A 20,607-nucleotide genomic window follows, 5' to 3' on the forward strand; every position below is an offset into this window, starting at 1 on the left:
TTGCATGAGCGCGCCGCTGCATCGCCCCGCCGTGTCGCTGCGCCGTTATGAAACGGCGCAGGCATCGGACGTGCACGACTTTCATCAGATCGTGCTGGGCCTCGACGGCTCGATGGAGATGGCCGTCGATGGCAACGGCGCGCGCATCGATTGCAGCGGCGCGTGGATCATTCCGGCGGGCGCGCGTCACGACTATTGGGCCGAGGGCGACAATCGCCAGCTCGTGCTCGATCTTCCGGCTGCGTCAGTCGCGGTGCCCGAGCGCTATTTCGAACGGGCGCGCGCGATTCATATCGATCCGCGCGTCACGCAGCTCGTCGCCGATGTCGCGCGGCGCACGCATGCGGACGATCCGCGCCTGACTCATCGCTTCGCGTGGCAAGCCGCCGCGCATTTGTGTGGCGCGCTCATGCACGACACGGACGATACCGTCGACGCGATGCGCGGTCTCGACTTCGCGCGCATCGACCGGTGGCTGCGTCTGCATCTGTCGGAGCCGCTGCGTATCGCCGATCTCGCCGCGCATTGCGGCTTCGGCATGCGCCGCTTCCATCAGCTCTTCAACGAAGCGTTCGGCGAGACGCCGCATCGCTATCTGCATCGCTTGCGGCTCGATACCGCGCTCACACTGCTCGCCGATCCGCGCGCAACCCTCACGGACATCGCGCTCGATATCGGCTTCGCCGATCAAAGCGCGTTCACGCACGCGTTCTCGAAGCGCTTCGGCATCTCGCCGGGGCAATGGCGCAACGGCGGCTTCAGGCGTTGAGCCCGCGCGCCAGATCGGCGCGAATGTTTTGGGGTCTTCCAGCCCGACGGCAAGACGAATCAAGCCTTCGCGTATGCCTGCCGCCTCGCGCACTTCGGGTGCGAGACGGCCGTGCGTCGTCGTCGAAGGATGCGTGATCGTCGTGCGCGTGTCGCCGAGATTCCCGGTGATCGGGCGAGCGTATCAAAGTTCAGGTTGTCGTCCATGTTCTTTTCTCCCTTGTCTTGCAGGCTCGCGACGCAAAAAAGCCCGCTTGGTCCTTGCAGACGAAGCGGGCTCGCACGAAGCGCCGAAGAATTACTCGACCGATAGCTGCAGATGCAACTGCGAACGCGATATGCCACCTTCCTGTGCTTCGCTCGCCGCATCGCGATCAGACTGCGATTGCGGCGCGAGTCGCGCGGTCTCGATGCGATCGAGATAATCGGTGGTCACGTCGCCGGTGATGTAGTTGCCGTCGAAGCACGAGGCCTCGAATTCGCGCAGGTTCGGATTGATGTCGCGAATCGCGCTCTTCAGGTCTTCGACGTCCTGATAGACGAGATAGTCCGCGCCGATCATGCGCGCGACTTCTTCATCGCTGCGGCCATGCGCGACGAGCTCGCCGCGCGTCGGCATGTCGATACCGTACACGTTCGGGAACTTCACCGGCGGCGCGGCGGACGCGAAGATCACCTTGTTCGCGCCGGCATCGCGGGCCATCTGCACGATTTCATGCGAGGTCGTGCCGCGCACGATCGAATCGTCGACGATCAGCACGTTCTTGCCCTTGAACTCGATGGCCATCGCGTTCAGCTTCTGGCGCACCGATTTCTTGCGCACCGCCTGACCCGGCATGATGAAGGTGCGGCCCACGTACCGGTTCTTGAAGAAGCCTTCGCGGTACTCCACGCCGAGCTTCGCCGCCACTTGCATCGCGGCGGGGCGCGACGAATCGGGAATCGGCATCACGACGTCGATCGGCACGTCGGGCAACACGCGCTTGATCTTCTCGGCGAGGTAGTCGCCCATGCGCAGACGCGCATTGTAGACCGGCACGCCGTCGAGGCACGAGTCCGGACGCGCGAGATACACGAGCTCGAAAATGCAGGGGTTGAGCGCCGGCTTGTCGGCGCATTGGTGGCTGTGCAGATTGCCTTCGGCGTCGATGAAGATCGCCTCGCCCGGCTCGACGTCGCGCACGAATTCGAAACCGATCCCTTCGATCGCCACCGATTCCGACGCGACCATCCACTCGACGCCCGTCGCGGTTTCCATCTTGCCCAGCACGAGCGGGCGGATGCCAAACGGATCGCGGAATGCCACGAGCCCGTAGCCCGCGATCAGCGAGACGATCGCGTACGAGCCCTTCACGCGGCGATGCACGCCCGCGACAGCCTTCCACAACGCGACTTCGTCGAGTTGCAGGCCTGAGCTCGCGAGCTGCAGTTCGTGGGCGAACACGTTGAGAAGCACTTCGGTGTCGGATGCGGTGTTGATGTGCCGGCGGTCGATGCGGAACATCTCGTCCTTCAACTGCATCCAGTTCGTGAGATTGCCGTTATGCGCGAGGATGATGCCGAACGGCGCGTTCACGTAGAACGGCTGCGCTTCCTCTTCGCTCGATGCGGAACCGGCGGTCGGATAGCGCACCTGGCCGATGCCGACGTTGCCCGGCAGGCTGCGCATGTTGCGCGTGCGGAACACGTCGCGCACCATGCCGTTGGCCTTGTGCATGTGGAAGTTGTTGCCGTCCGCCGTGGCGATGCCTGCCGCGTCCTGTCCGCGATGCTGGAGCAGGAGCAGGCTGTCATAGATCAGCTGATTGACGGGACTTTGGGAAACTACACCTACGATGCCGCACATGGCATGGTCCTTCAAAGAGTCGAAACAGGTAGACAAGGCGTTGCCCGGCTCTGAGGGGCGCTTCTCTCGAAATTCGGCCATAGTGAGGCCGGGGCGAAACGTCTTCGAGCCGTCGCGGGTTCCTCGTGTAGCCGGCCGTTCGTCTATTGTGCGGCGCCTGGCGCCAAAGCGCTCGGTTCAGGAGCGACGTGCACGTACGCGGCGAGCGTATCGGGGAGCAGCGGTTTCAGTTCGCGCACGCCTTGCTCGGCCATCGGCCGCAGCAGCGCATTGCGCCAAAAATCCTTTTCCGGCAGTTCGGTCAACCCAGCCAGGGCGACCAGAATCACTACCAATATAGCCCCTCTCACGAGGCCGAACAGCAGTCCCAGCGAGCGGTCCACGCCGCGCAGGCCGGTGACTTCCGTAATGCGCGTCAGGAGCGACGACAGCACGCTCGACACCAGCAGCACCGCCGCGACCACGATCACGAAGGCCACCAGCCACTGCGTGAGCGCGCCGCCCGGCCAAGTCGCCGGAATATAGGGCACGACAAGTCCGACGAAGCGTCCGGCGATCAAGATGGCAGCGACCCAGCCGACGAGACCGAACGCTTCGGCCAGCAGGCCGCGCCACATGCCGCGCAGCGCGGACAAGCCGATCACGGCCATCACGGCATAGTCGAAAGCGGTGAACATCGAGTCTGCTTTAGTTCGATGCTCGCGTGCCGCCGCCCAGGCCGGCCTGACGCACTTTCACGAGCGCCGCCTGCGCGGACGCGCGATCCGGGAACGGGCCGGCGCGCAACAGCGACTTGGTTCCGCCGTCGGACTGCTTGCGATGTTCGAGATATGCGGGCACACCTGCGGACTTCAACTTGTTGACCCAGTTCTGCGCGGCGGTTTCGTCGTCGAACTGGCCGATCTGCAGCACGAAGCGACTGCCGGCCGGCGACGAAGGCGTGTTCGCGGCGCCCGCCGCCGCATGTGCCGCGGCGTTCGTATTGGCCTCCTCGGAAGGCTCGGCGGCCGGCGGCTTCGCGTTCTGGCTCGCGACGGCGGCAGGCTTCGAGGCCGAAGGCTTCGCTTCCGTCTTGGGTTGTTCGTTCGGCTCCGTCTTGGCTTGCGCCGTCGCCGCCGGGGCGGCAGGTTGAGGCTGCGTCACGCCTGCGGCAACGTTGCCCGACGCGCCAGCGGGCGCTTCATGCGCGACGCCGGCTTGCGAATCCGCGTCGGTCGTGTCGCGCGACTGCTTCGCTGCGGGCGACGGGCGGTTCGGAATGTCGATGGAAATGTCGTCGGTGACGGGCTTCGGGCGCGAATCCAGCACCATCGGCAAAACGATGACGGCGGCCAGCACCAGCGCGATCGCTCCGACGAGCCTGCGGCGCGCGCGCTGTTTCTCGGGAAGCGTGGGATCGAGCATCATCGCGTCGGCGGCGGGCCGCTCGCTTCGGTCAGTCCTGCGCGTGCGTCGCTCCGTGCGGACGGTGTGACGCGAGCCGCGCGAGGAATCGGATTGTGCGTCGCGACCGGAGTCGTCTTTCTTGCCGAACGAAAAGAGTCCCATGTACGCTTGGTGCCGACGGCCGCCCGTCTCAGTGATGCTGCGATTTGCGGTAGGCCAATACGCCGGCTACCGTGTAGAAACTGCCGAAAACCAAAATTCTATCATTTTCAGACGCCCGGCTTAACGCATCTTGAAAAGCTGCCGCGGGCGTTTCGAAGCGAGAAACGCTGCTGTCGGGGCCGTCGTTGACACCGGATTCGCGCAATGCGTGTTCCAGATGCTCCGCCGAGGCCGCACGTGGCGTCGGCAAAGCAGTGACGTTCCAGTGGTCGATCTCGGTCTTCAGATGCTTCACGACGCCTTCGATGTCCTTGTCGCTCATCGCGCCGAAAACCGCGTAAGTGTACGGAAAATACCCCATGTTGCCGAGATTCTGCGACAAAACCGCGGCGGCGTGAGGATTGTGCGCGACATCGAGAATGATCTGCGGCTTGCCCGGCAGCACTTGGAAGCGCCCCGCCAGTTCGACGTTTGCCAGTCCGAGGCGAATGTCCTGCGCCGACACCGGCAGACGATCGCGCAGTGCTTCGAGCGCCGCCAGCGCCGCCGACGTGTTGATCAGCTGATTTGCGCCGCGCAGCGCCGGATACGCCAGCGCCGAGCGCCGCTGCTCGCGTCCGATATAGCTCCATTGCTGACGCTCGTTGCCCGGCTGCGCTTCATAGCGGAAATCGCGCCCGACGAGCCACAGGTCCGCGCCGATCGCTTCCGCGTGATCGACGAGGCTCTGCGGCGCGGACGGATCGCCGCAAATCGCGGGCTTGCCCGCTCGGAAGATGCCCGCCTTCTCGAAGCCGATTTTCTCGCGCGTATCGCCGAGATAGTCGGTATGGTCGATATCGATGCTCGTGATCACCGCGCAATCCGTATCGACGATATTGACGGCGTCCAGCCGCCCGCCGAGCCCCACTTCGAGGATGACCGCATCGAGTCCGCGCGACGCGAAGAGATGCAGGATCGCGAGCGTCGTGAATTCGAAGTAAGTCAGCGAAACCGGCTCCGTCAGGCTGGCGCGCGCCTTTTCCACGGCCTCGAAGTGTTCGAGCAGTTCGGCGTCGGTGGCCTCGGCGCCGTCGATGCGCGCGCGCTCATTGAACGACATCAGATGTGGCGACGTATGGCAACCGACGCGATAACCCGCGCGCAGCAGAATCGTTTCGATGATCGCGCACGTCGAGCCTTTGCCGTTCGTGCCGCCGACCGTGATCACCGGGCACGCGAACGAGAGGCCCAATGCGTCCTTCACGCGCCCGATGCGCGTGAGGCCCATGTCGATGCCGACCGGGTGCGCCGCTTCCAGATGGGCAAGCCACGCGTCGAGAGTGGGGAAAGTGTTCATTTTCGAGATCGAGAAAACAAAAGCGCCGCGCGGAACCTCGCGGGGTTCACGCGCGGCGCGGCGCGGCGCAGCGGAAACTCAGGCGACGGAATCCGCCGGCTGCCGCGTCATCAAAGCCATCAACCGGGCGAGTTCTTCGCGCATCTTGCGGCGATCCACGATCATGTCGATCGCGCCCTTCTGCATCAGGAATTCAGCGCGCTGGAAACCCTCGGGCAACTTTTCACGCACGGTCTGCTCGATCACGCGCGGGCCTGCGAAGCCGATCAGCGCTTTCGGCTCGGCGATCACGACATCGCCGAGGAAGGCGAAGCTCGCGGAAACGCCGCCCATCGTGGGATCGGTCAGCACGGAGATGAACGGCAGCTTCGCATCCGACAGCCGCGTCAGGAGCGCCGTGGTCTTGGCCATCTGCATCAGCGAAAGCAGGCTTTCCTGCATGCGCGCGCCGCCCGACGCCGTGAAGCAGATGAACGGCACGTTCTGTTCCAGCGCATTGCGCGCACCGCGCACGAAACGCTCGCCGACGACCGAGCCCATCGAGCCGCCCATGAACGAGAACTCGAAGCACGCGACCACGCACGGAAGGGTATGGATCGCGCCGCCCATGACGACCATCGCGTCGGTCTCGTCGGTGTCCTCCATCGCTTCCTTGATGCGATCCGGATACTTGCGGCTGTCCTTGAACTTGAGTGCGTCGACCGGCACGACTTCCTGGCCGATTTCATAACGGCCTTCCGGATCGAGCAGGCGATCGAGACGCTCGCGCGCGCCGATGCGCATGTGATGGCTGCACTTCGGGCAAACGTGCAGGTTCGCCTCGACGTCGTTGCGATACAGCACTGCCTCGCACGCCGGGCACTTCACCCACAGCCCTTCGGGAATGCCCTTGCGGCTTTTGGGATCCGTTTGCTTGATCTTGGGCGGCAGCAGTTTGTCGAGCCAGCTCATCGTTTTTCCTTGACTGATCGGGGCGCCGCGCGGCGCTCGACATCGAGCGGCCCGCGGCGGCGCGTATTTTACTGTGCGGCGTCGAGCGCCTGACGAATTTCAGCGATGAAGCTCGTCAACGACGCGGCCGCGGTGTCCGGCCTCGCGTCCTCGAGCAACTGCACGAGGCGGCTGCCGATGACCACGGCGTCCGCAACCTCGGCGACGGCGCGTGCTGTTTGAGCATCGCGAATGCCGAAACCGACGCCGACCGGCAGAGGCACATGCGACTTGATGGCCGGGATTTTACTCGCGATGCTGGAAACGTCCAGATTTGCCGCGCCGGTCACGCCTTTAAGCGAGACGTAATAGACATAGCCGCTTGCGATCTTGCCCACCGCCGCGATGCGCTCGTCCGTGGAAGTCGGCGCGAGCAGGAAAATCGGGTCGATGCCCGCCGCGCGCATCGACGCGCCAAAGTCTTCGGCTTCCTCGGGCGGGTAATCCACCACTAGCACGCCGTCGACGCCCGCTTCCTTCGCGGCTTTCGCGAAGGCGTCGGCACCCATGCGCTCTATCGGATTCGCGTAGCCCATCAGCACGACGGGCGTCCTGTCGTCGGATTCGCGGAAGCGCGCGACATCGGCCAGCACGCTTTTGAGTGTCACGCCGCGTGCAAGCGCCCGTTCCGACGAACGCTGGATCACGGGGCCATCGGCCATCGGATCGGAAAACGGCACACCCAGTTCGATGACGTCCGCGCCGCCCTTGGCCAGCGCGTGCATGAACTCGACGGTCTGTTCCGGATTCGGGTCGCCCGCCGTGATGAACGGGATCAGCCCTTTCCTGCCCTGCGCGGTCAATGCCGCAAAAGTGTTCTTGATACGGGACATGAGATTTCTCGCTTCGGATTCGTTGGCGTCGATGCTTTTGCGCGCATCTGACGCGATCAGCAACAAAAGGCGTTATTCGGCAGCTTGCGCGGTGGCGTCGATCGTGATCAGCGTCTTGCGCCGCGTGCGTTCCGGTGCTCGCGGGGCGAGCTTCGCAGCCCGCGCCTCGGCGGTCCGTGCTTCGGCGATCGCGCAGTAATCCGCGTTGATCTCGTAACCCGTGAACTGCCGGCCATGCCGCGCGCATGCGACGCCCGTCGTGCCACTGCCCATGAAGGGATCGAGCACACGGCCGCCCGGCGGACAACTTGCCAGCACCATGCGTTCGACGATCTCGAGCGGCTTCTGCGTCGGATGATCGACCCGCTCTGCGTGCTGCCTGTGCAGACGCGACACGGACCAGACATCTTTCGGGTTATAACCGAGTTCGAGCCACTTGCTGCCTTCGAAAATCTTGCGCGAACGCGCCTTTTTCGTTTCTGCGTCGTAAGGGATGCGCACTGGATCGAGATCGAAGTAGTAATCCTTCGATACTGCGAAATAGCCGATGTTGTCATGCACTGACGTAAATTTACGCGTCGTTCCGCCCATGCTCGGCACGCGCCGGTCCCAGACGATCTCGTTGATCATCAAAAGACGGCGTTTCAGGAACACGAACAGTTCGGGCGAATATTGCCACGTGCAAAAAATGTACAGCGAGCCGCTGGACTTGAGCTTCGGGATCGCCAGATCGAGCCAGCGAAACGTCCACTCCAGGAAAGCGTCGCCAGACAGCATGTCCGAGTCGTTCCCGTAATCCTTGCCCAAACCATAGGGCGGGTCCGCGACGATCAGGTCGATCGACGCGTCGGGAATGTTTTCGGCATCGGCTAGAAAATCGCGGTTACGGATGTCGCTGCCGGCGCCCTGGAGAGCGCCGGCGGACAACGGTTCGTCGATGACAGTGCGCATCGGCCAGGGGCTTAGAACTGGATGCCCGATCGCTCGGCGACCGTATGCATGTCCTTGTCGCCGCGGCCCGACAGATTGACCAGCAGCACCTTATCGCGCGGCAGCGTCTTCGCGAGCTTCGCACCGTAGGCGAGCGCGTGGCTCGATTCGAGCGCCGGGATGATGCCCTCGATGCGGCAGCAGTCGTGGAAAGCCTTGAGCGCCTCCTCGTCCGTGATGCCGACGTACTCCGCGCGGCCCGCATCTTTCAGCCACGCGTGCTCGGGACCGACGCCCGGATAGTCGAGGCCCGCCGACACCGAATGCGTCTCGATGATCTGGCCGTCCGAATCCTGCAGCAGATACGTGCGGTTGCCGTGCAGCACGCCGGGGCTGCCGCCCATGAGCGAGGCAGCGTGGCGGCCCGTGTCGATGCCGTCGCCGGCCGCTTCGACGCCGATCAATCTGACGTCTTTATCGTCGATATACGGATAAAAGACGCCCATCGCGTTCGATCCGCCGCCGACGCAAGCGATAACCGCGTCCGGCTGGCGGCCAGCCATTTCGGGCATTTGCACGCGGCATTCGTCGCCAATCACGCGCTGGAAGTCGCGCACCATCATGGGATACGGATGCGGGCCCGCCACCGTACCGATGATATAGAACGTGTTTTCGACGTTCGTCACCCAGTCGCGCATGGCTTCATTGAGCGCATCCTTAAGCGTCTTCGATCCGGATTCGACGGGCACGACCGTGGCGCCAAGCAGCTTCATGCGATACACGTTCGCCGCCTGACGCCTTACGTCCTCCGCGCCCATATACACGACGCACTCCATGCCGAAGCGCGCCGCGATGGTCGCGGTCGCAACACCATGCTGGCCCGCGCCCGTTTCTGCGATCACGCGCGGCTTGCCCATCTTGCGGGCGAGCAGCGCCTGGCCGATCACGTTGTTGACTTTATGCGCGCCGGTGTGATTCAAGTCTTCGCGCTTCAGATAAAGCTGCGCGCCGCCGAGCATTTCGCTCCAGCGCTTTGCGTGATAAATGGGCGAAGGACGGCCGACGTAATGCTTGAGCTCGTACTCGTATTCGGCCTGGAATTCCGGATCTTTCTGAGCCGTTTCATACGCGACGCGCAATTCATCGAGCGCGTGGATGAGCGTTTCGGAGACGAACACGCCTCCATACTGGCCGAAGTGGCCTCTTTCGTCTGGCAAGTTGTACATTGCGTCACTCTCTCGGTTACGCGAGCCGCTAACGGGCCCGCGTTCGAATCATCCGGCGTCCGCGGCGCGCACTGCGCGCACGAACGCCGCCATTCGGGCGGGATCCTTCACCCCCTTGGCGCCCGGCACCTCGATGCCGCTCGACACATCGACCGCGTACGGGCGCACACGCCGAATGGCTTCACTGACGTTTTGCGCGTTCAACCCACCACTCAAAACGGCCCGATGCCCGAGATCTGTTGGAATAAGTGACCAATCGAATACCTTTCCACCGCCGCCGAAGCCCTCGACGAGTGCGTCGAGCAGAATGCCGCCGGCGGCCTTGAATTCAAGAGACGATTCTATCAAATGGCTTGTCGACGCATCAGCCCCAATTCGCAGCGCGCGCCAATAGGATAAACCCGCAATCGCGGCGAGTTCTTCGCACTTTTCGGGCGTTTCATCGCCGTGAAATTGCAGCAGCGAAAGCGGCACGTTCGACGTGACTTCGCGGATCCACTCAGGCGTCGCGTTCACGAAGAGTCCGACCGCCGACACGAGCGGCGGCACATGACGCGCCAGTTCGACGGCCTGCGCGACACTCACCGAGCGCGGGCTTGGCGGATAGAACACGAAGCCGACCGCGTCGGCGCCTAGCGCGACAGCGTGCTGCACGTCTTCGACGCGCGACAGTCCGCACAGTTTGATGCGGGTGCGATGCAAATCTCGTTCGGTCATTTCGGCTCTGCCCAGATTGCACTCCAGGGCATGCTGGCAATGTGCGGCGGCGGCACCGCGAAGTGTTCAGGATAACCGACCCCGGCCAGGTACAACCCGTCGGGCATGAAGGTCGGCGCGGCGGCGCGGCGGTCGCGGGCGGAGAGGACGTCGGCCATCCACGACGCGGGATGTCGGCCGCGTCCGATCGCCACGAAGCATCCCATCAGATTGCGCACCATGTGATGCAGAAACGCGTTGGCGCGAAAGCGGAAGTGTACGAAGTCACCCTGCTCGCGAATGTCGATCTGATAAACGTGCTTCACCGGCGTCTTCGACTGGCAATCGGCGGCGCGGAATGACGAGAAATCGTGCTCGCCGATGAGGCACGCGACGGAATCGCGCATCGCATCGACGTCGAGCGGCGTATGCACCCAGCCCGCGCGTTTCGCCAGCATGGGTGAACGCACCGGATTGACGTACAGAACGTAAAAATAAGTCCGTTCGAAAGCCGCGAAGCGCGCATGGAAATCGTCGGGCATCGGCTTCGCCCACTGCACCGCGACCGTCTCCGGCAGGAATGCGTTCGTGCCGCGCACCCACGAAAAATCGGTGCGGTCGAGATCGGTATCGAAATGAACGACCTGGCCGATGCCATGCACGCCCGTGTCTGTTCGTCCGGCGACCACGGTTGCGAGCGGCGTCTGGGCGAACTCCGCGAGCGCACGCTCCAACTCGTTCTGCACAGTCTTTCCGTGCGGCTGCGACTGCCAGCCGCAAAACGCCGAGCCGTCGTACTGAATACCTAAAGCAAGCCGCATCTCAGGAATGCGGGGCGAGCGTCGACAGAAGCGTGGCCGCCTGCTGGCGCGTCGCCCGATCGTTCGATTCGATGACTTCCTGCAGCAGGGTGCGCGCGCCGGAAAGATCGCCCAATTCGATGTATTCGGCCGCCAGTTCGAGCTTGTTGCGCGCGATCGTCGCCAGTTGCGCCGGCGTCAAGGCAGGCAGCGGCTCCGTTGCGCTCGACGCCCGCCCGAGATCGAAGTCGAGGCTGAGCGGTCCGAAGCGCGTCGCGCCGAGTCCGGCAACCGACGCCGCGCCAGCGGTCCCGGCTTCGATCTGCGCCGCGACAGACTGCGTTTGCGACTGCGAATTCATCGCGTCTTCGGGCCGGACGAAGGGCTGCGGAACGTGCGGGACGAATGGAACGTGCCCGATCGGCTGACTTGCTGCCGGCGGCGGCTGCAGCGCTGCTGGGCGCGTCTCCTGCGGCGGCGTTGCCGGTTCCGTGACGGCCGGCGGCTTGATCGTCAACTCCATGCGCGGCGGTAATTCCATTTCGAGCGAGCCCAGCGCCTGAATCGCGTCCTGCGGAAATTTCGGCATTGGGAAGCGATGCGGGGCCACGGGTTCTTCGTCCGGTGCGACGCCGGACTTTTCTGCTTCGCGCGCCGCCTGCTCCTCGATGTCGCGCTGCTCGGCGGCACGCTGTTCGGCGGCTTGTTCTTCGGCGGCGCGCGTCTGGAGTTCGCGCAGCTCGGCCTCGCGCGCGATGATTTCGCGTGCGGCTGCCTCGCGCGCCAGCTCCTCGCGTTCGGTCACCTGACGCATCTCGGCTTCACGCTGTCCGGCTTCACGTGCGGCCAGATCCCGCTCAAGCGCCTCCCGTGCGGCGGCTTCCCGCGCGCGGATCTCATGCTCTTCGGCTTCACGCGCCGCAGCCTGGCGCGCTGCGGCTTCGCGCTCCTCGTTCTCCCATTTTTCGGCCTCGCGCCGGGCCGCCTCGCGCGCAGCGATCTCGCGAGCGTGCGGCTCGTGCGCTTCGGCCTCGCCGACCGGCGCTTCGTGCAACGGCGGAACGAAGGCGGCATGTCGCGCGGCCGGCGCAGCCGGCGCAAACGGCTCCGCGGGCTTCGCCTCGGTCGCCGCCGGCGGTTCATTCTCGGGGGACGTCACGGGTGCCCGAGTTGAGTCGGCGCTTTGCGTGCTCGCCGCAGCCGAATTCGACTCCGACTGATCGCGGGCCACAGCTCTGCCTTCGAGAGCGGCAGCGCCGCCCGCTGCCGCAGCCGCGCGCGCCTTGCGCATCGCGTCGTTGCGCCTGTCGGCGTCGGCTTGAGCTTCTTCGAGGCTCGCGAAGGTCCGCGGTGTGCGATCGACGTCTTCGGATTTCGCCGCATGCCGCTTGTTGCGCCGCTTCCGGAGCAGCAGGACACCGATCAGCGCGACTACGATGGCAATGACGACCGGTGCCAGGCCAATGGTGGCCGGCACCACGCCGCTGCCGCCGGCCGCTGCGGGTGCAGGCGCGCTCGCCGGCGCCTGCACCGTGGGTTCGGCTACAGGCTGCTGCTCCGGCGCGGACGCGACGTTCGCCGGCGCGCTCGCTTGCGGCTCGACGGCCGAAGCCGCCGACGTTTCCGCCACCGCGCTCTCGGAGGCAGGCGCGGCAGCCGCGGGCGCTTCGGTCGGCGTGGGCGCTTCGGTCGGCGCGGACGCACCCGGTTGCGCCGCGGGAGTGGACGGCGCCGGCGCGCCGCCCAGCTTGGCCGGCACATTGAGCACCGCGCCGAGCTTCAGCTTGTTGATATCGTGATTGCCGAACGCCTTCGGATTGGCGTCGAAGAGCGCGCGCGCCGCACGTGCGCGAACATCGCGATCGTTCGATCCGGTGAGTTCGCCGGCGATATCGCTAAGCGACTGCCCCGGTTTGACCGAGTAGGTCTGTCCGGTCGGGGCAAGAGCCGTCGCATCGCTGGCCTGGGCGAGCGCATCGCCTGGATTCGCCCAGAACGCCACGCATACGGCGAAACCTGTTGCGACGAACGCCGCACGCGATGACGAAAAGAGGGACCGGCGAGGTCGTTGGATCATTGAGGCTCCGGGTGCGACAAAAATTGAAACATACGGCGAAACCGTCCGATGAGCACGGTTTTGCAATAAAAGGCACAAAAACAAAAAAGCGCCGCGGGAGACGCGGCGCTTTCGGGCGTGGCACGCGCTTCCAGGCGCGTAGTTTACTTTACTTGTCGAGCAGAATGCGCAGCATGCGGCGCAGCGGTTCGGCCGCGCCCCACAACAGTTGATCTCCGACCGTGAACGCCGACAGATACTCGCCGCCCATCGCCAGCTTGCGCAGACGTCCGACCGGCACCGTCAGCGTACCCGTGACGACTGCGGGCGAGAGATCGCGAATCGACGCTTCGCGCTGGTTCGGCACGACCTTCACCCAGTCGTTCGCCGATGCGAGGATGCCGTCCACTTCGTCCAGCGGCACGTCCTTCGTGAGCTTGATGGTGAGCGCCTGCGAGTGACAGCGCATCGCGCCGATGCGCACGCACAGGCCGTCGACGGGGATCGAGCCCGGCGTGCCCATCGCCGGCTTGCCCAGAATCTTGTTGGTTTCCGCGCCGCCCTTCCATTCTTCCTTCGACATGCCGTTGCCGAGATCCTTGTCGATCCACGGAATCAGCGAGCCCGCGAGCGGCACGCCGAAATTGTCGACCGGCATGCGCTCGCCGTTCATTGCGGCGAGCACGCGGCGGTCGATATCGAGAATCGCCGAGGACGGATCGGCCAGATCTTCCTTCGCCGAACCGTAGAGCACGCCCATTTGCTGGAGCAGCTCGCGCATGTTCTGCGCGCCCGCGCCGGAGGCAGCCTGATACGTCATCGCGGTCGTCCATTCGACGAGGTTCTCGCGGAACAGCCCGCCGAGCGCCATCAGCATGAGGCTGACCGTGCAGTTGCCGCCGATGAAATCGCGCCCGCCCTTGACGAGCGAATCCTTGATGACGTTCAGGTTGACGGGATCGAGAATGATGACCGCGTCGTCCTTCATGCGCAGCGCCGAGGCCGCGTCGATCCAGTAGCCCTTCCAGCCTGCCGCGCGCAGCTTCGGATACACCTCGTTGGTGTAGTCGCCGCCCTGACAGGTGATGATGGCGTCGCACTTTTTCAGGTCGTCGATGCTCGTTGCGTCTTTGAGCTTCGTCTCGTTTTTAGCGAACGACGGCGCGTTGCCGCCCGCATTGCTGGTGCTGAAAAACACCGGTTCGATCAAGTCGAAATCGCCTTCCTGCTGCATGCGTTGCATCAGGACGCTGCCGACCATACCGCGCCAACCAACGAGACCTACGTTCATGACTAACCTTTGACAGTGGACACTTCCCCGCATCTTTACCCGGCGTGACCGCGCGGGGAAGACGCTCGGACACGACGGACGATCAGCGAATCGTGATCGTTTTGGGGGAAATTTTCGTAATGCGCGCGACTTTGGCCAGGCCGGCCGTGCCAATGATGGCGTCGATGCGCGTGCCGATGGCGAGTTCCGTTGCGACGGCGTTTGAGCCGCGTCCGATGGAATCCAGAGAGAATTGAGAGTTCTTCGCCATGACCAAAGAATATACACGATAACCCGATGTTTTCGTTACGCGCCTGCAGCATGCGTATGAAAATCGTGCGGATCGTGCACGAACATCGGCAAAAAGAGACGATCGGCCGCTTTATTGCTTCGAACGGCCGATCGTCGTTCCAGCGATTACAGCACCTTCAGCACCGCGTCGCCCATTTCCTTCGTGCCGACGACCTTGCCGTCGTCCGTCGCGATATCGCCGGTGCGGTAGCCTTGCTCCAGCACCTTCTTCACCGCGCTTTCGATGCGGTCGGCCTGCTCCGACTTGCCGAGCGAGTAGCGCAGCATCATCGCGGCGGAGAGGATGGTCGCGAGCGGATTGGCGACGCCCTTGCCCGCGATATCCGGCGCGGAACCGTGCGAAGGCTCGTACAGGCCCTTGTTGTTCTTGTCGAGCGATGCCGACGGCAGCATGCCGATGGAGCCGGTGAGCATCGCGGCTTCGTCGGACAGGATGTCGCCGAACATGTTGCCGGTCACGACGACATCGAACGCTTTCGGCGCTTTCACGAGCTGCATCGCGGCGTTGTCGACGTACATGTGCGACAGCTCGACGTCCGCATATTCCTTCGCGACGTCGATCATCGTGTCGCGCCACAGTTGCGACGTTTCGAGCACGTTCGCCTTGTCGACGCTCGTCAGCTTCTTCTGGCGCTTCTGCGCCGCCTGAAACGCGACGTGCGCGATGCGGCGCACTTCGGGCTCGGAGTAGCGCATCGTGTCGAAGCCTTCCTTCGCGCCTTCGAACGGACCGTCTGGCGCATCGCGCAGACCGCGCGGCGCACCGAAATAGATGTCGCCGTTGAGCTCACGGACGATGAGGATGTCGAGACCCGACACGATCTCCGGCTTCAGCGACGAAGCGCCCGTCAGTTGGGGATAGCAGATCGCCGGGCGGAAGTTCGCGAAGAGTTGCAGGTGCTTGCGCAGACCGAGAATCGCCTGTTCGGGACGCAGCGCGCGCTCGAGCTTGTCGTACTTCCAGTCACCGACGGCGCCGAAGAGAATGGCGTCGGCTTCCTTCGCGAGCTTCAGGGTCGATTCGGGCAGCGGATGACCTTGCGCCTCGTAACCCGCGCCGCCGACCGGCGCTTCTTCCAGCTCGAACTTCTCGCCGAGCGCGTTCAGCACCTTGACCGCTTCGGCGATGATTTCCGGACCGATCCCGTCGCCGGGGAGCACTGCAATTTTCATCGTGTCTTCCTTTGATTTATCCGATCAGGCGGTTGTTCAACCACGGCTGCTTCGCGAGACGCTCCGCTTCGAACGCTTTGATCTTGTCCGCATGACGCAGCGTGAGCCCGATATCGTCGAAGCCGTTCAGCAAACAGTATTTGCGGAAACCCGGCACTTCGAACGCGTACTCGGTGCCATCGCCGGTGCGCACGACTTGCGCTTCGAGATCGATCGTCAGCTTGAATCCGACGAACGCATACGTCTCGTTGAAGAGCTTGTCGACTTGCTGCTCCGTCAGCACGACCGGCAACAGGCCGTTCTTGAAGCAGTTGTTATAGAAAATATCCGCGAAGCTCGGCGCGATGATCGCGCGAAAGCCGTACTGATCCAGCGCCCACGGCGCGTGCTCGCGCGAGCTGCCGCAACCGAAGTTCTTGCGCGTCAGCAGAATCGACGCGCCCTGATACCGCGGCTGATTCAGCACGAAATCCGGATTGAGCGGACGCTTGCTGTTGTCCTGGCCGGGCTGGCCGACATCGAGATAACGCCATTCGTCGAACGCGTTCGGGCCGAAACCGGTGCGCTTGATCGACTTGAGAAATTGCTTCGGGATGATCGCGTCCGTGTCGACGTTTTCGCGATCGAGCGGCGCCACGAGGCCGCTATGTACGGTGAATTTTTCCATGATCTGTCTCAGTGTCCCGGTCGATCAAGCGAGCTTGCGCACGTCGACGAAATGGCCTTCGATCGCGGCGGCGGCGGCCATCGCCGGGCTCACGAGGTGCGTGCGTCCACCCGCGCCCTGACGGCCTTCGAAGTTGCGGTTCGACGTCGATGCACAGCGCTCGCCCGGCTCCAGCCGGTCGGCGTTCATCGCGAGGCACATCGAGCAGCCCGGCTCGCGCCATTCGAAGCCTGCGTTCGTGAAAATCTTGTCGAGGCCTTCGCGCTCGGCCTGCGCCTTCACGAGACCCGAGCCCGGCACGACCATCGCGAGACGGATGTTCGATGCGACGCGCTTGCCGAGCGACTTCACGACATACGCCGCCGCGCGCAAATCTTCGATGCGCGCATTCGTGCACGAGCCGATGAAAATCTTGTCCGGCTGGATCGATTCGATCGGCGTGTTCGGCGTGAGCGCCATGTAGCTGAGCGCGCGTTCGATCGCATCGCGCTTGACGGGGTCTTTTTCCTTCTCGGGATCGGGCACGCGGCCGTCGATCGACGTGACCATTTCCGGCGACGTGCCCCACGTCACTTGCGGCACGATCTCGGCCGCATTGATCTCGACGACGCGGTCGAACTGCGCGCCGTCATCCGACCTGAACTGGCGCCAGTACTCGACCGCCTGATTCCACTCGACGCCCTGCGGCGAGTACGGACGGTCCTTCAGATAGTTGATGGTCGTGTCGTCGACGGCGACCATGCCGGCGCGCGCGCCCGCTTCGATCGCCATGTTGCAGACCGTCATGCGGCCTTCCATCGACAGCGCGCGGATGGTCGAGCCACCGAACTCGATCGCGTAGCCGGTGCCGCCCGCGGTGCCGATCTTGCCGATGATCGCGAGCACGATGTCCTTCGCGGTGCAGCCGCGCGGCAGCGGGCCTTCTACCTTCACGAGCATGTTCTTGCTCTTCTTCTGCAAGAGCGTTTGCGTGGCGAGCACGTGCTCCACTTCCGACGTGCCGATGCCATGCGCGAGCGCGCCGAACGCGCCGTGCGTGGACGTGTGCGAGTCGCCGCAGACGATCGTCATGCCGGGCAGCGTCGCGCCCTGCTCCGGCCCGACGATGTGCACAATGCCCTGGCGGAGGTCGTTCATCTTGAACTGCGTAATGCCGAAGCTATCGCAGTTGGCGTCAAGTGTATCGACTTGCAGCTTCGACACCGGATCGGCGATGCCTTGTGAACGGTCGGTCGTCGGCACGTTGTGGTCGGACACCGCCAGATTCGCGCTGATGCGCCACACCGGGCGCTCGGCCAGCTTCAGGCCTTCGAAGGCCTGCGGACTCGTCACTTCATGCAGCAGGTGACGGTCGATGTAGAGGATCGAGGTACCGTCCTCTTCCGTGTGGATCACGTGTGTGTTCCACAATTTGTCGTAGAGAGTCTGAGCCATGATGAGCGCTTTCGTGTGGGACTGCGGGGAATGTTCGTTGTACGGCTTGTTGACCGATTATGCCACCTCCACACGCGGCGCGGGTACTAGGTTGCGGATAAAAAGCTATTAAAAACAGTTAGTTATCGTAGTGGTCGTGGTACCCGGATGGGGAGTACCCGGTTGCGCGCGCTGGCCTATTCCGTCTGGCTGAATGGTTTCTTCCATTGAGGACCCGTAGGCTTGGCATCTCGGGATTGACGCTTCGGTCACCAACGTAATAACATTGTATCCACACAGATGAACTTGATGGATTTCATGAGAACGACAATCAGAAAATTGGGTAACTCGCAGGGTGTGTTGATTCCGAAGCCTTTCCTCGCGCAGTTAGGGCTGGAGAACGAAATCGAGATGGACGTCGAAGGCGACACGATCGTGTTGCGCAAGCCCCGCGGGAAGGCGCGTGAGGGCTGGGCTGAGGCGAGCAGGGCTGTCGCCGCAAGCGGCGAGGATGGTCTGGTGCTTGGGGAGTTTGGGAATGCAGGCGACGAGGAACTGGAATGGTGACGCGCGGCGATATCTGGCTGGTCGCGCTGGATCCGACGCGAGGCAGCGAAGTTCAGAAGACGCGCCCTTGTGTAATCGTGTCTCCGCCCGAGATACACGACCACTTGCGCACGGTCATCGTCGCGCCGATGACTTCGAACGGCAGACAGACGCCGTTTCGTATTCCCATTACCTTCAGGCAGAAGGACGGCCTCATTCTTCTCGATCAGATCCGGACCGTGGACAAAGTGCGGCTCGTGAAAAAGGAAGGCGCCGTAACGGATGAGACGTTGCTTGAAACGCTCAACACGCTGCAGGAAGTTTTCGCCGACTGATCATGAAGTCAAAAAGCCCCAGCAGTTTCCTCCTGGGGCTTCCACACCTGACCTACCCGGCAGAATCAGATCAACGCTTCGCCAGCGGTTTCACTTCACGCGGCGTCTGGCCGATGAACAACTGACGCGGGCGGCCAATCTTCTGCTCGGGATCGGCAATCATCTCGTTCCATTGCGCGATCCAGCCCACCGTGCGCGCCATCGCGAAGATGCACGTGAACATCGACGTCGGAATGCCCAGCGCGCGCTGCACGATGCCCGAATAGAAATCGACGTTCGGATACAGCTTGCGCGACACGAAGTATTCGTCTTCCAGCGCGATCTTTTCGAGCTCCATAGCGAGCTTGAAGAGCGGGTCGTCGTGCAGGCCGAGTTCGTTCAGCACTTCGTGGCACGTCTCGCGCATCAGCTTCGCGCGCGGGTCGTAATTCTTGTACACGCGGTGACCGAAGCCCATCAGCTTCACGCCCGAGTTCTTGTCCTTCACCTGCTTGATGAACTCGGCGATGTTGTCGACCGAGCCGATCTCTTCCAGCATGTTCAACGCGGCTTCGTTCGCGCCGCCGTGAGCCGGGCCCCACAGACACGCGATGCCGGCCGCGATACACGCGAACGGATTCGCACCCGACGAACCGGCCAGGCGAACCGTCGACGTCGACGCGTTCTGCTCGTGGTCAGCATGCAGGATCAGGATGCGGTCGAGCGCGCGCACGAGCACATCGTTGACCTTGTACTCTTCGCACGGGTTCGAGAACATCATGTGCATGAAGTTCGCGCTGTACGACAGCTCGTTCTTCGGATACACGAACGGCTGACCGATGCTGAACTTGTACGCCATCGCGACGAGCGTGGGCAGCTTCGCGATCATGCGAATCGCCGACACTTCACGGTGACGCGGATCGTTGATGTTCAGCGAGTCGTGATAGAACGCCGACAGCGCGCCGACCGCTGCCGTCAGCACGGCCATCGGATGCGCGTCGCGACGGAAGCCGCGGAAGAAGAAGTGCATCTGCTCGTGCACCATCGTGTGACGCGTGACCGTCTCCACGAATTCCTTGTTCTGCGCGGTGTTCGGCAGTTCGCCCTTCAGCAGCAGATAGCAGGTTTCGAGGAAGTCGGCGTTCACCGCGAGTTGCTCGATCGGGTAGCCGCGATACAGCAGCTCGCCCTTGTCGCCGTCGATATACGTGATCGCGGAATTGCACGCCGCCGTCGACATGAAGCCCGGGTCATACGTGAACTTGCCGGTCTGACCGTACAACTTGCGGATGTCGATCACGTCCGGGCCCATGGTGCCCTTGTAGATCGGCATTTCGACGCTCGGCGAGTTGTCGCTGAACGATAGCGTGGCTTTAACATCTGACGGGGTCATAGCACATCCTCAATCGAAGTATGGATACAGGTTTTCGATAATTTGCACGACGGAAGCTGCGCGACAAAACTGTCTTATCGGCCTGTGTGCACTGCAGCAGGCCTATTTTGCAAAACTCCGCGAATTCCTGCAGGAATCAGACGGAGCGCAGCATGTCCAGCAAGCGGGTTACATCCGGCGTCGCGAGGTCGCCTTCGGGCTCCGTGCGCGCCAGCAGCAAGTCCATCAGTTCGTTGTCGCTCAGCTCCAGCAGGCGGGTCAATGCGGCCACATCGGCGTCGCTGAGGTCATGCTCATATCGGCTGAAGAAACGCTCGAAGATCAGATCGTTTTCCAGCAGGCCGCGCCGTGCGCGCCAGCGAAGGCGCGCGCGGCGAAGGGGATCGGACTGGTGAGATTCGTCCATTGTCAAACCGCCCGGCGCACCATCAATTCCTTGATCTTGCCGATCGCCTTGGTCGGATTGAGCCCCTTCGGGCACACGTCG

General features: G+C 63.4%; 21 protein-coding genes and 2 pseudogenes. 3 read left to right on the plus strand and 20 right to left on the minus strand.

Going from position 1 to position 20,607, the window contains the following annotated elements:
* Window positions 1-4: 4 nt before the first annotated feature.
* The gene (locus AWB75_RS31895) at window positions 5-769 is read left to right on the plus strand and encodes a helix-turn-helix transcriptional regulator (RefSeq protein WP_061127993.1); all 765 of its coding nucleotides are present in this window, start codon (window positions 5-7) and stop codon (window positions 767-769) included.
* Here AWB75_RS31895 and AWB75_RS31900 read toward each other — a convergent pair.
* From AWB75_RS31900 to leuC, 17 genes and pseudogenes are all read right to left on the minus strand, one after another.
* Window positions 759-940 (minus strand): annotated as a pseudogene (locus AWB75_RS31900) (PLP-dependent transferase); the annotation flags it as partial. The gene AWB75_RS31895 and the pseudogene AWB75_RS31900 sit on opposite strands and share 11 nt — an antisense overlap.
* A gap of 126 nt (window positions 941-1,066) precedes the next feature.
* On the minus strand, window positions 1,067-2,614 hold the full coding sequence (purF, locus tag AWB75_RS31905; RefSeq protein WP_061127994.1) for an amidophosphoribosyltransferase: 1,548 nt from the start codon (window positions 2,612-2,614) through the stop codon (window positions 1,067-1,069).
* A 143-nt stretch (window positions 2,615-2,757) separates the two neighbouring features.
* Window positions 2,758-3,291, minus strand: a complete 534-nt coding sequence (locus tag AWB75_RS31910; RefSeq protein ID WP_061127995.1) for a CvpA family protein — start codon at window positions 3,289-3,291, stop codon at window positions 2,758-2,760.
* Window positions 3,292-3,301: 10 nt separating this feature from the next.
* Window positions 3,302-4,162, minus strand: coding sequence for an SPOR domain-containing protein (locus AWB75_RS31915; RefSeq protein ID WP_061127996.1), 861 nt, complete (start codon window positions 4,160-4,162; stop codon window positions 3,302-3,304).
* A 28-nt stretch (window positions 4,163-4,190) separates the two neighbouring features.
* Entirely contained in the window at window positions 4,191-5,501 is a 1,311-nt protein-coding gene (folC, locus tag AWB75_RS31920; RefSeq protein WP_061127997.1) for a bifunctional tetrahydrofolate synthase/dihydrofolate synthase, read from the minus strand.
* A gap of 78 nt (window positions 5,502-5,579) precedes the next feature.
* Window positions 5,580-6,452, minus strand: a complete 873-nt coding sequence (gene accD / locus AWB75_RS31925; protein WP_061127998.1) for an acetyl-CoA carboxylase, carboxyltransferase subunit beta — start codon at window positions 6,450-6,452, stop codon at window positions 5,580-5,582.
* A 68-nt stretch (window positions 6,453-6,520) separates the two neighbouring features.
* Window positions 6,521-7,324: a tryptophan synthase subunit alpha gene (gene trpA, locus AWB75_RS31930; RefSeq protein WP_061128013.1), complete on the minus strand. Its 804-nt coding sequence runs from the start codon at window positions 7,322-7,324 to the stop codon at window positions 6,521-6,523.
* 72 nt (window positions 7,325-7,396) lie between these two features.
* A complete protein-coding gene (locus tag AWB75_RS31935) occupies window positions 7,397-8,275 on the minus strand; it encodes a DNA-methyltransferase (RefSeq protein WP_061127999.1) in 879 nt (292 codons plus the stop codon).
* Window positions 8,276-8,286: 11 nt separating this feature from the next.
* Window positions 8,287-9,480 carry a tryptophan synthase subunit beta gene (gene trpB / locus AWB75_RS31940; RefSeq protein ID WP_061128000.1) on the minus strand — a complete coding sequence of 398 codons (1,194 nt, stop codon included), beginning with the start codon at window positions 9,478-9,480 and terminating at the stop codon, window positions 8,287-8,289.
* Window positions 9,481-9,528: 48 nt separating this feature from the next.
* Window positions 9,529-10,197: a phosphoribosylanthranilate isomerase gene (locus tag AWB75_RS31945; protein WP_061128001.1), complete on the minus strand. Its 669-nt coding sequence runs from the start codon at window positions 10,195-10,197 to the stop codon at window positions 9,529-9,531.
* Window positions 10,194-10,997 carry a tRNA pseudouridine(38-40) synthase TruA gene (gene truA / locus AWB75_RS31950; protein ID WP_061128002.1) on the minus strand — a complete coding sequence of 268 codons (804 nt, stop codon included), beginning with the start codon at window positions 10,995-10,997 and terminating at the stop codon, window positions 10,194-10,196. Before truA ends, AWB75_RS31945 begins: the two co-directional genes overlap by 4 nt.
* A 1-nt stretch (window position 10,998) precedes the next feature.
* Window positions 10,999-13,053 (minus strand): FimV/HubP family polar landmark protein, encoded by a 2,055-nt coding sequence (locus AWB75_RS31955; protein WP_061128003.1) that lies wholly within the window; start codon window positions 13,051-13,053, stop codon window positions 10,999-11,001.
* A 148-nt stretch (window positions 13,054-13,201) separates the two neighbouring features.
* Window positions 13,202-14,323 carry an aspartate-semialdehyde dehydrogenase gene (gene asd / locus AWB75_RS31960; protein ID WP_061128004.1) on the minus strand — a complete coding sequence of 374 codons (1,122 nt, stop codon included), beginning with the start codon at window positions 14,321-14,323 and terminating at the stop codon, window positions 13,202-13,204.
* Between the two features lie 82 nt (window positions 14,324-14,405).
* Entirely contained in the window at window positions 14,406-14,579 is a 174-nt protein-coding gene (locus tag AWB75_RS37830; RefSeq protein WP_159462829.1) for a hypothetical protein, read from the minus strand.
* A gap of 140 nt (window positions 14,580-14,719) precedes the next feature.
* A complete protein-coding gene (gene leuB / locus AWB75_RS31965) occupies window positions 14,720-15,787 on the minus strand; it encodes a 3-isopropylmalate dehydrogenase (protein ID WP_061128005.1) in 1,068 nt (355 codons plus the stop codon).
* A 16-nt stretch (window positions 15,788-15,803) separates the two neighbouring features.
* On the minus strand, window positions 15,804-16,454 hold the full coding sequence (gene leuD, locus AWB75_RS31970) for a 3-isopropylmalate dehydratase small subunit (RefSeq protein WP_061128006.1): 651 nt from the start codon (window positions 16,452-16,454) through the stop codon (window positions 15,804-15,806).
* Window positions 16,455-16,478: 24 nt separating this feature from the next.
* Complete coding sequence (gene leuC / locus AWB75_RS31975; RefSeq protein ID WP_061128007.1) at window positions 16,479-17,888, minus strand: 3-isopropylmalate dehydratase large subunit; 1,410 nt, start codon at window positions 17,886-17,888, stop codon at window positions 16,479-16,481.
* 297 nt (window positions 17,889-18,185) lie between these two features.
* On the opposite strand from leuC, the gene AWB75_RS31980 reads away from it, so the two are divergent.
* Together AWB75_RS31980 and AWB75_RS31985 are read left to right on the plus strand one after the other, a co-directional pair.
* Window positions 18,186-18,434 carry an AbrB/MazE/SpoVT family DNA-binding domain-containing protein gene (locus tag AWB75_RS31980; protein ID WP_061128014.1) on the plus strand — a complete coding sequence of 83 codons (249 nt, stop codon included), beginning with the start codon at window positions 18,186-18,188 and terminating at the stop codon, window positions 18,432-18,434.
* Window positions 18,428-18,748, plus strand: a complete 321-nt coding sequence (locus AWB75_RS31985; RefSeq protein ID WP_061128008.1) for a type II toxin-antitoxin system PemK/MazF family toxin — start codon at window positions 18,428-18,430, stop codon at window positions 18,746-18,748. Before AWB75_RS31980 ends, AWB75_RS31985 begins: the two co-directional genes overlap by 7 nt.
* A gap of 70 nt (window positions 18,749-18,818) precedes the next feature.
* Here the strand turns inward: AWB75_RS31985 and gltA are convergent, their stop codons facing one another.
* The 3 genes and pseudogenes from gltA to sdhB form a co-directional block, all read right to left on the minus strand.
* Window positions 18,819-20,120, minus strand: coding sequence for a citrate synthase (gltA, locus tag AWB75_RS31990; RefSeq protein ID WP_061128009.1), 1,302 nt, complete (start codon window positions 20,118-20,120; stop codon window positions 18,819-18,821).
* Window positions 20,121-20,256: 136 nt separating this feature from the next.
* Window positions 20,257-20,526: an FAD assembly factor SdhE gene (locus AWB75_RS31995; RefSeq protein WP_061128010.1), complete on the minus strand. Its 270-nt coding sequence runs from the start codon at window positions 20,524-20,526 to the stop codon at window positions 20,257-20,259.
* A gap of 2 nt (window positions 20,527-20,528) precedes the next feature.
* Window positions 20,529-20,607 (minus strand): annotated as a pseudogene (gene sdhB, locus AWB75_RS32000) (succinate dehydrogenase iron-sulfur subunit); the annotation flags it as partial.

This window comes from Caballeronia catudaia, assembly GCF_001544755.2.
Classification (GTDB): Bacteria; Pseudomonadota; Gammaproteobacteria; order Burkholderiales; family Burkholderiaceae; genus Caballeronia; species Caballeronia catudaia.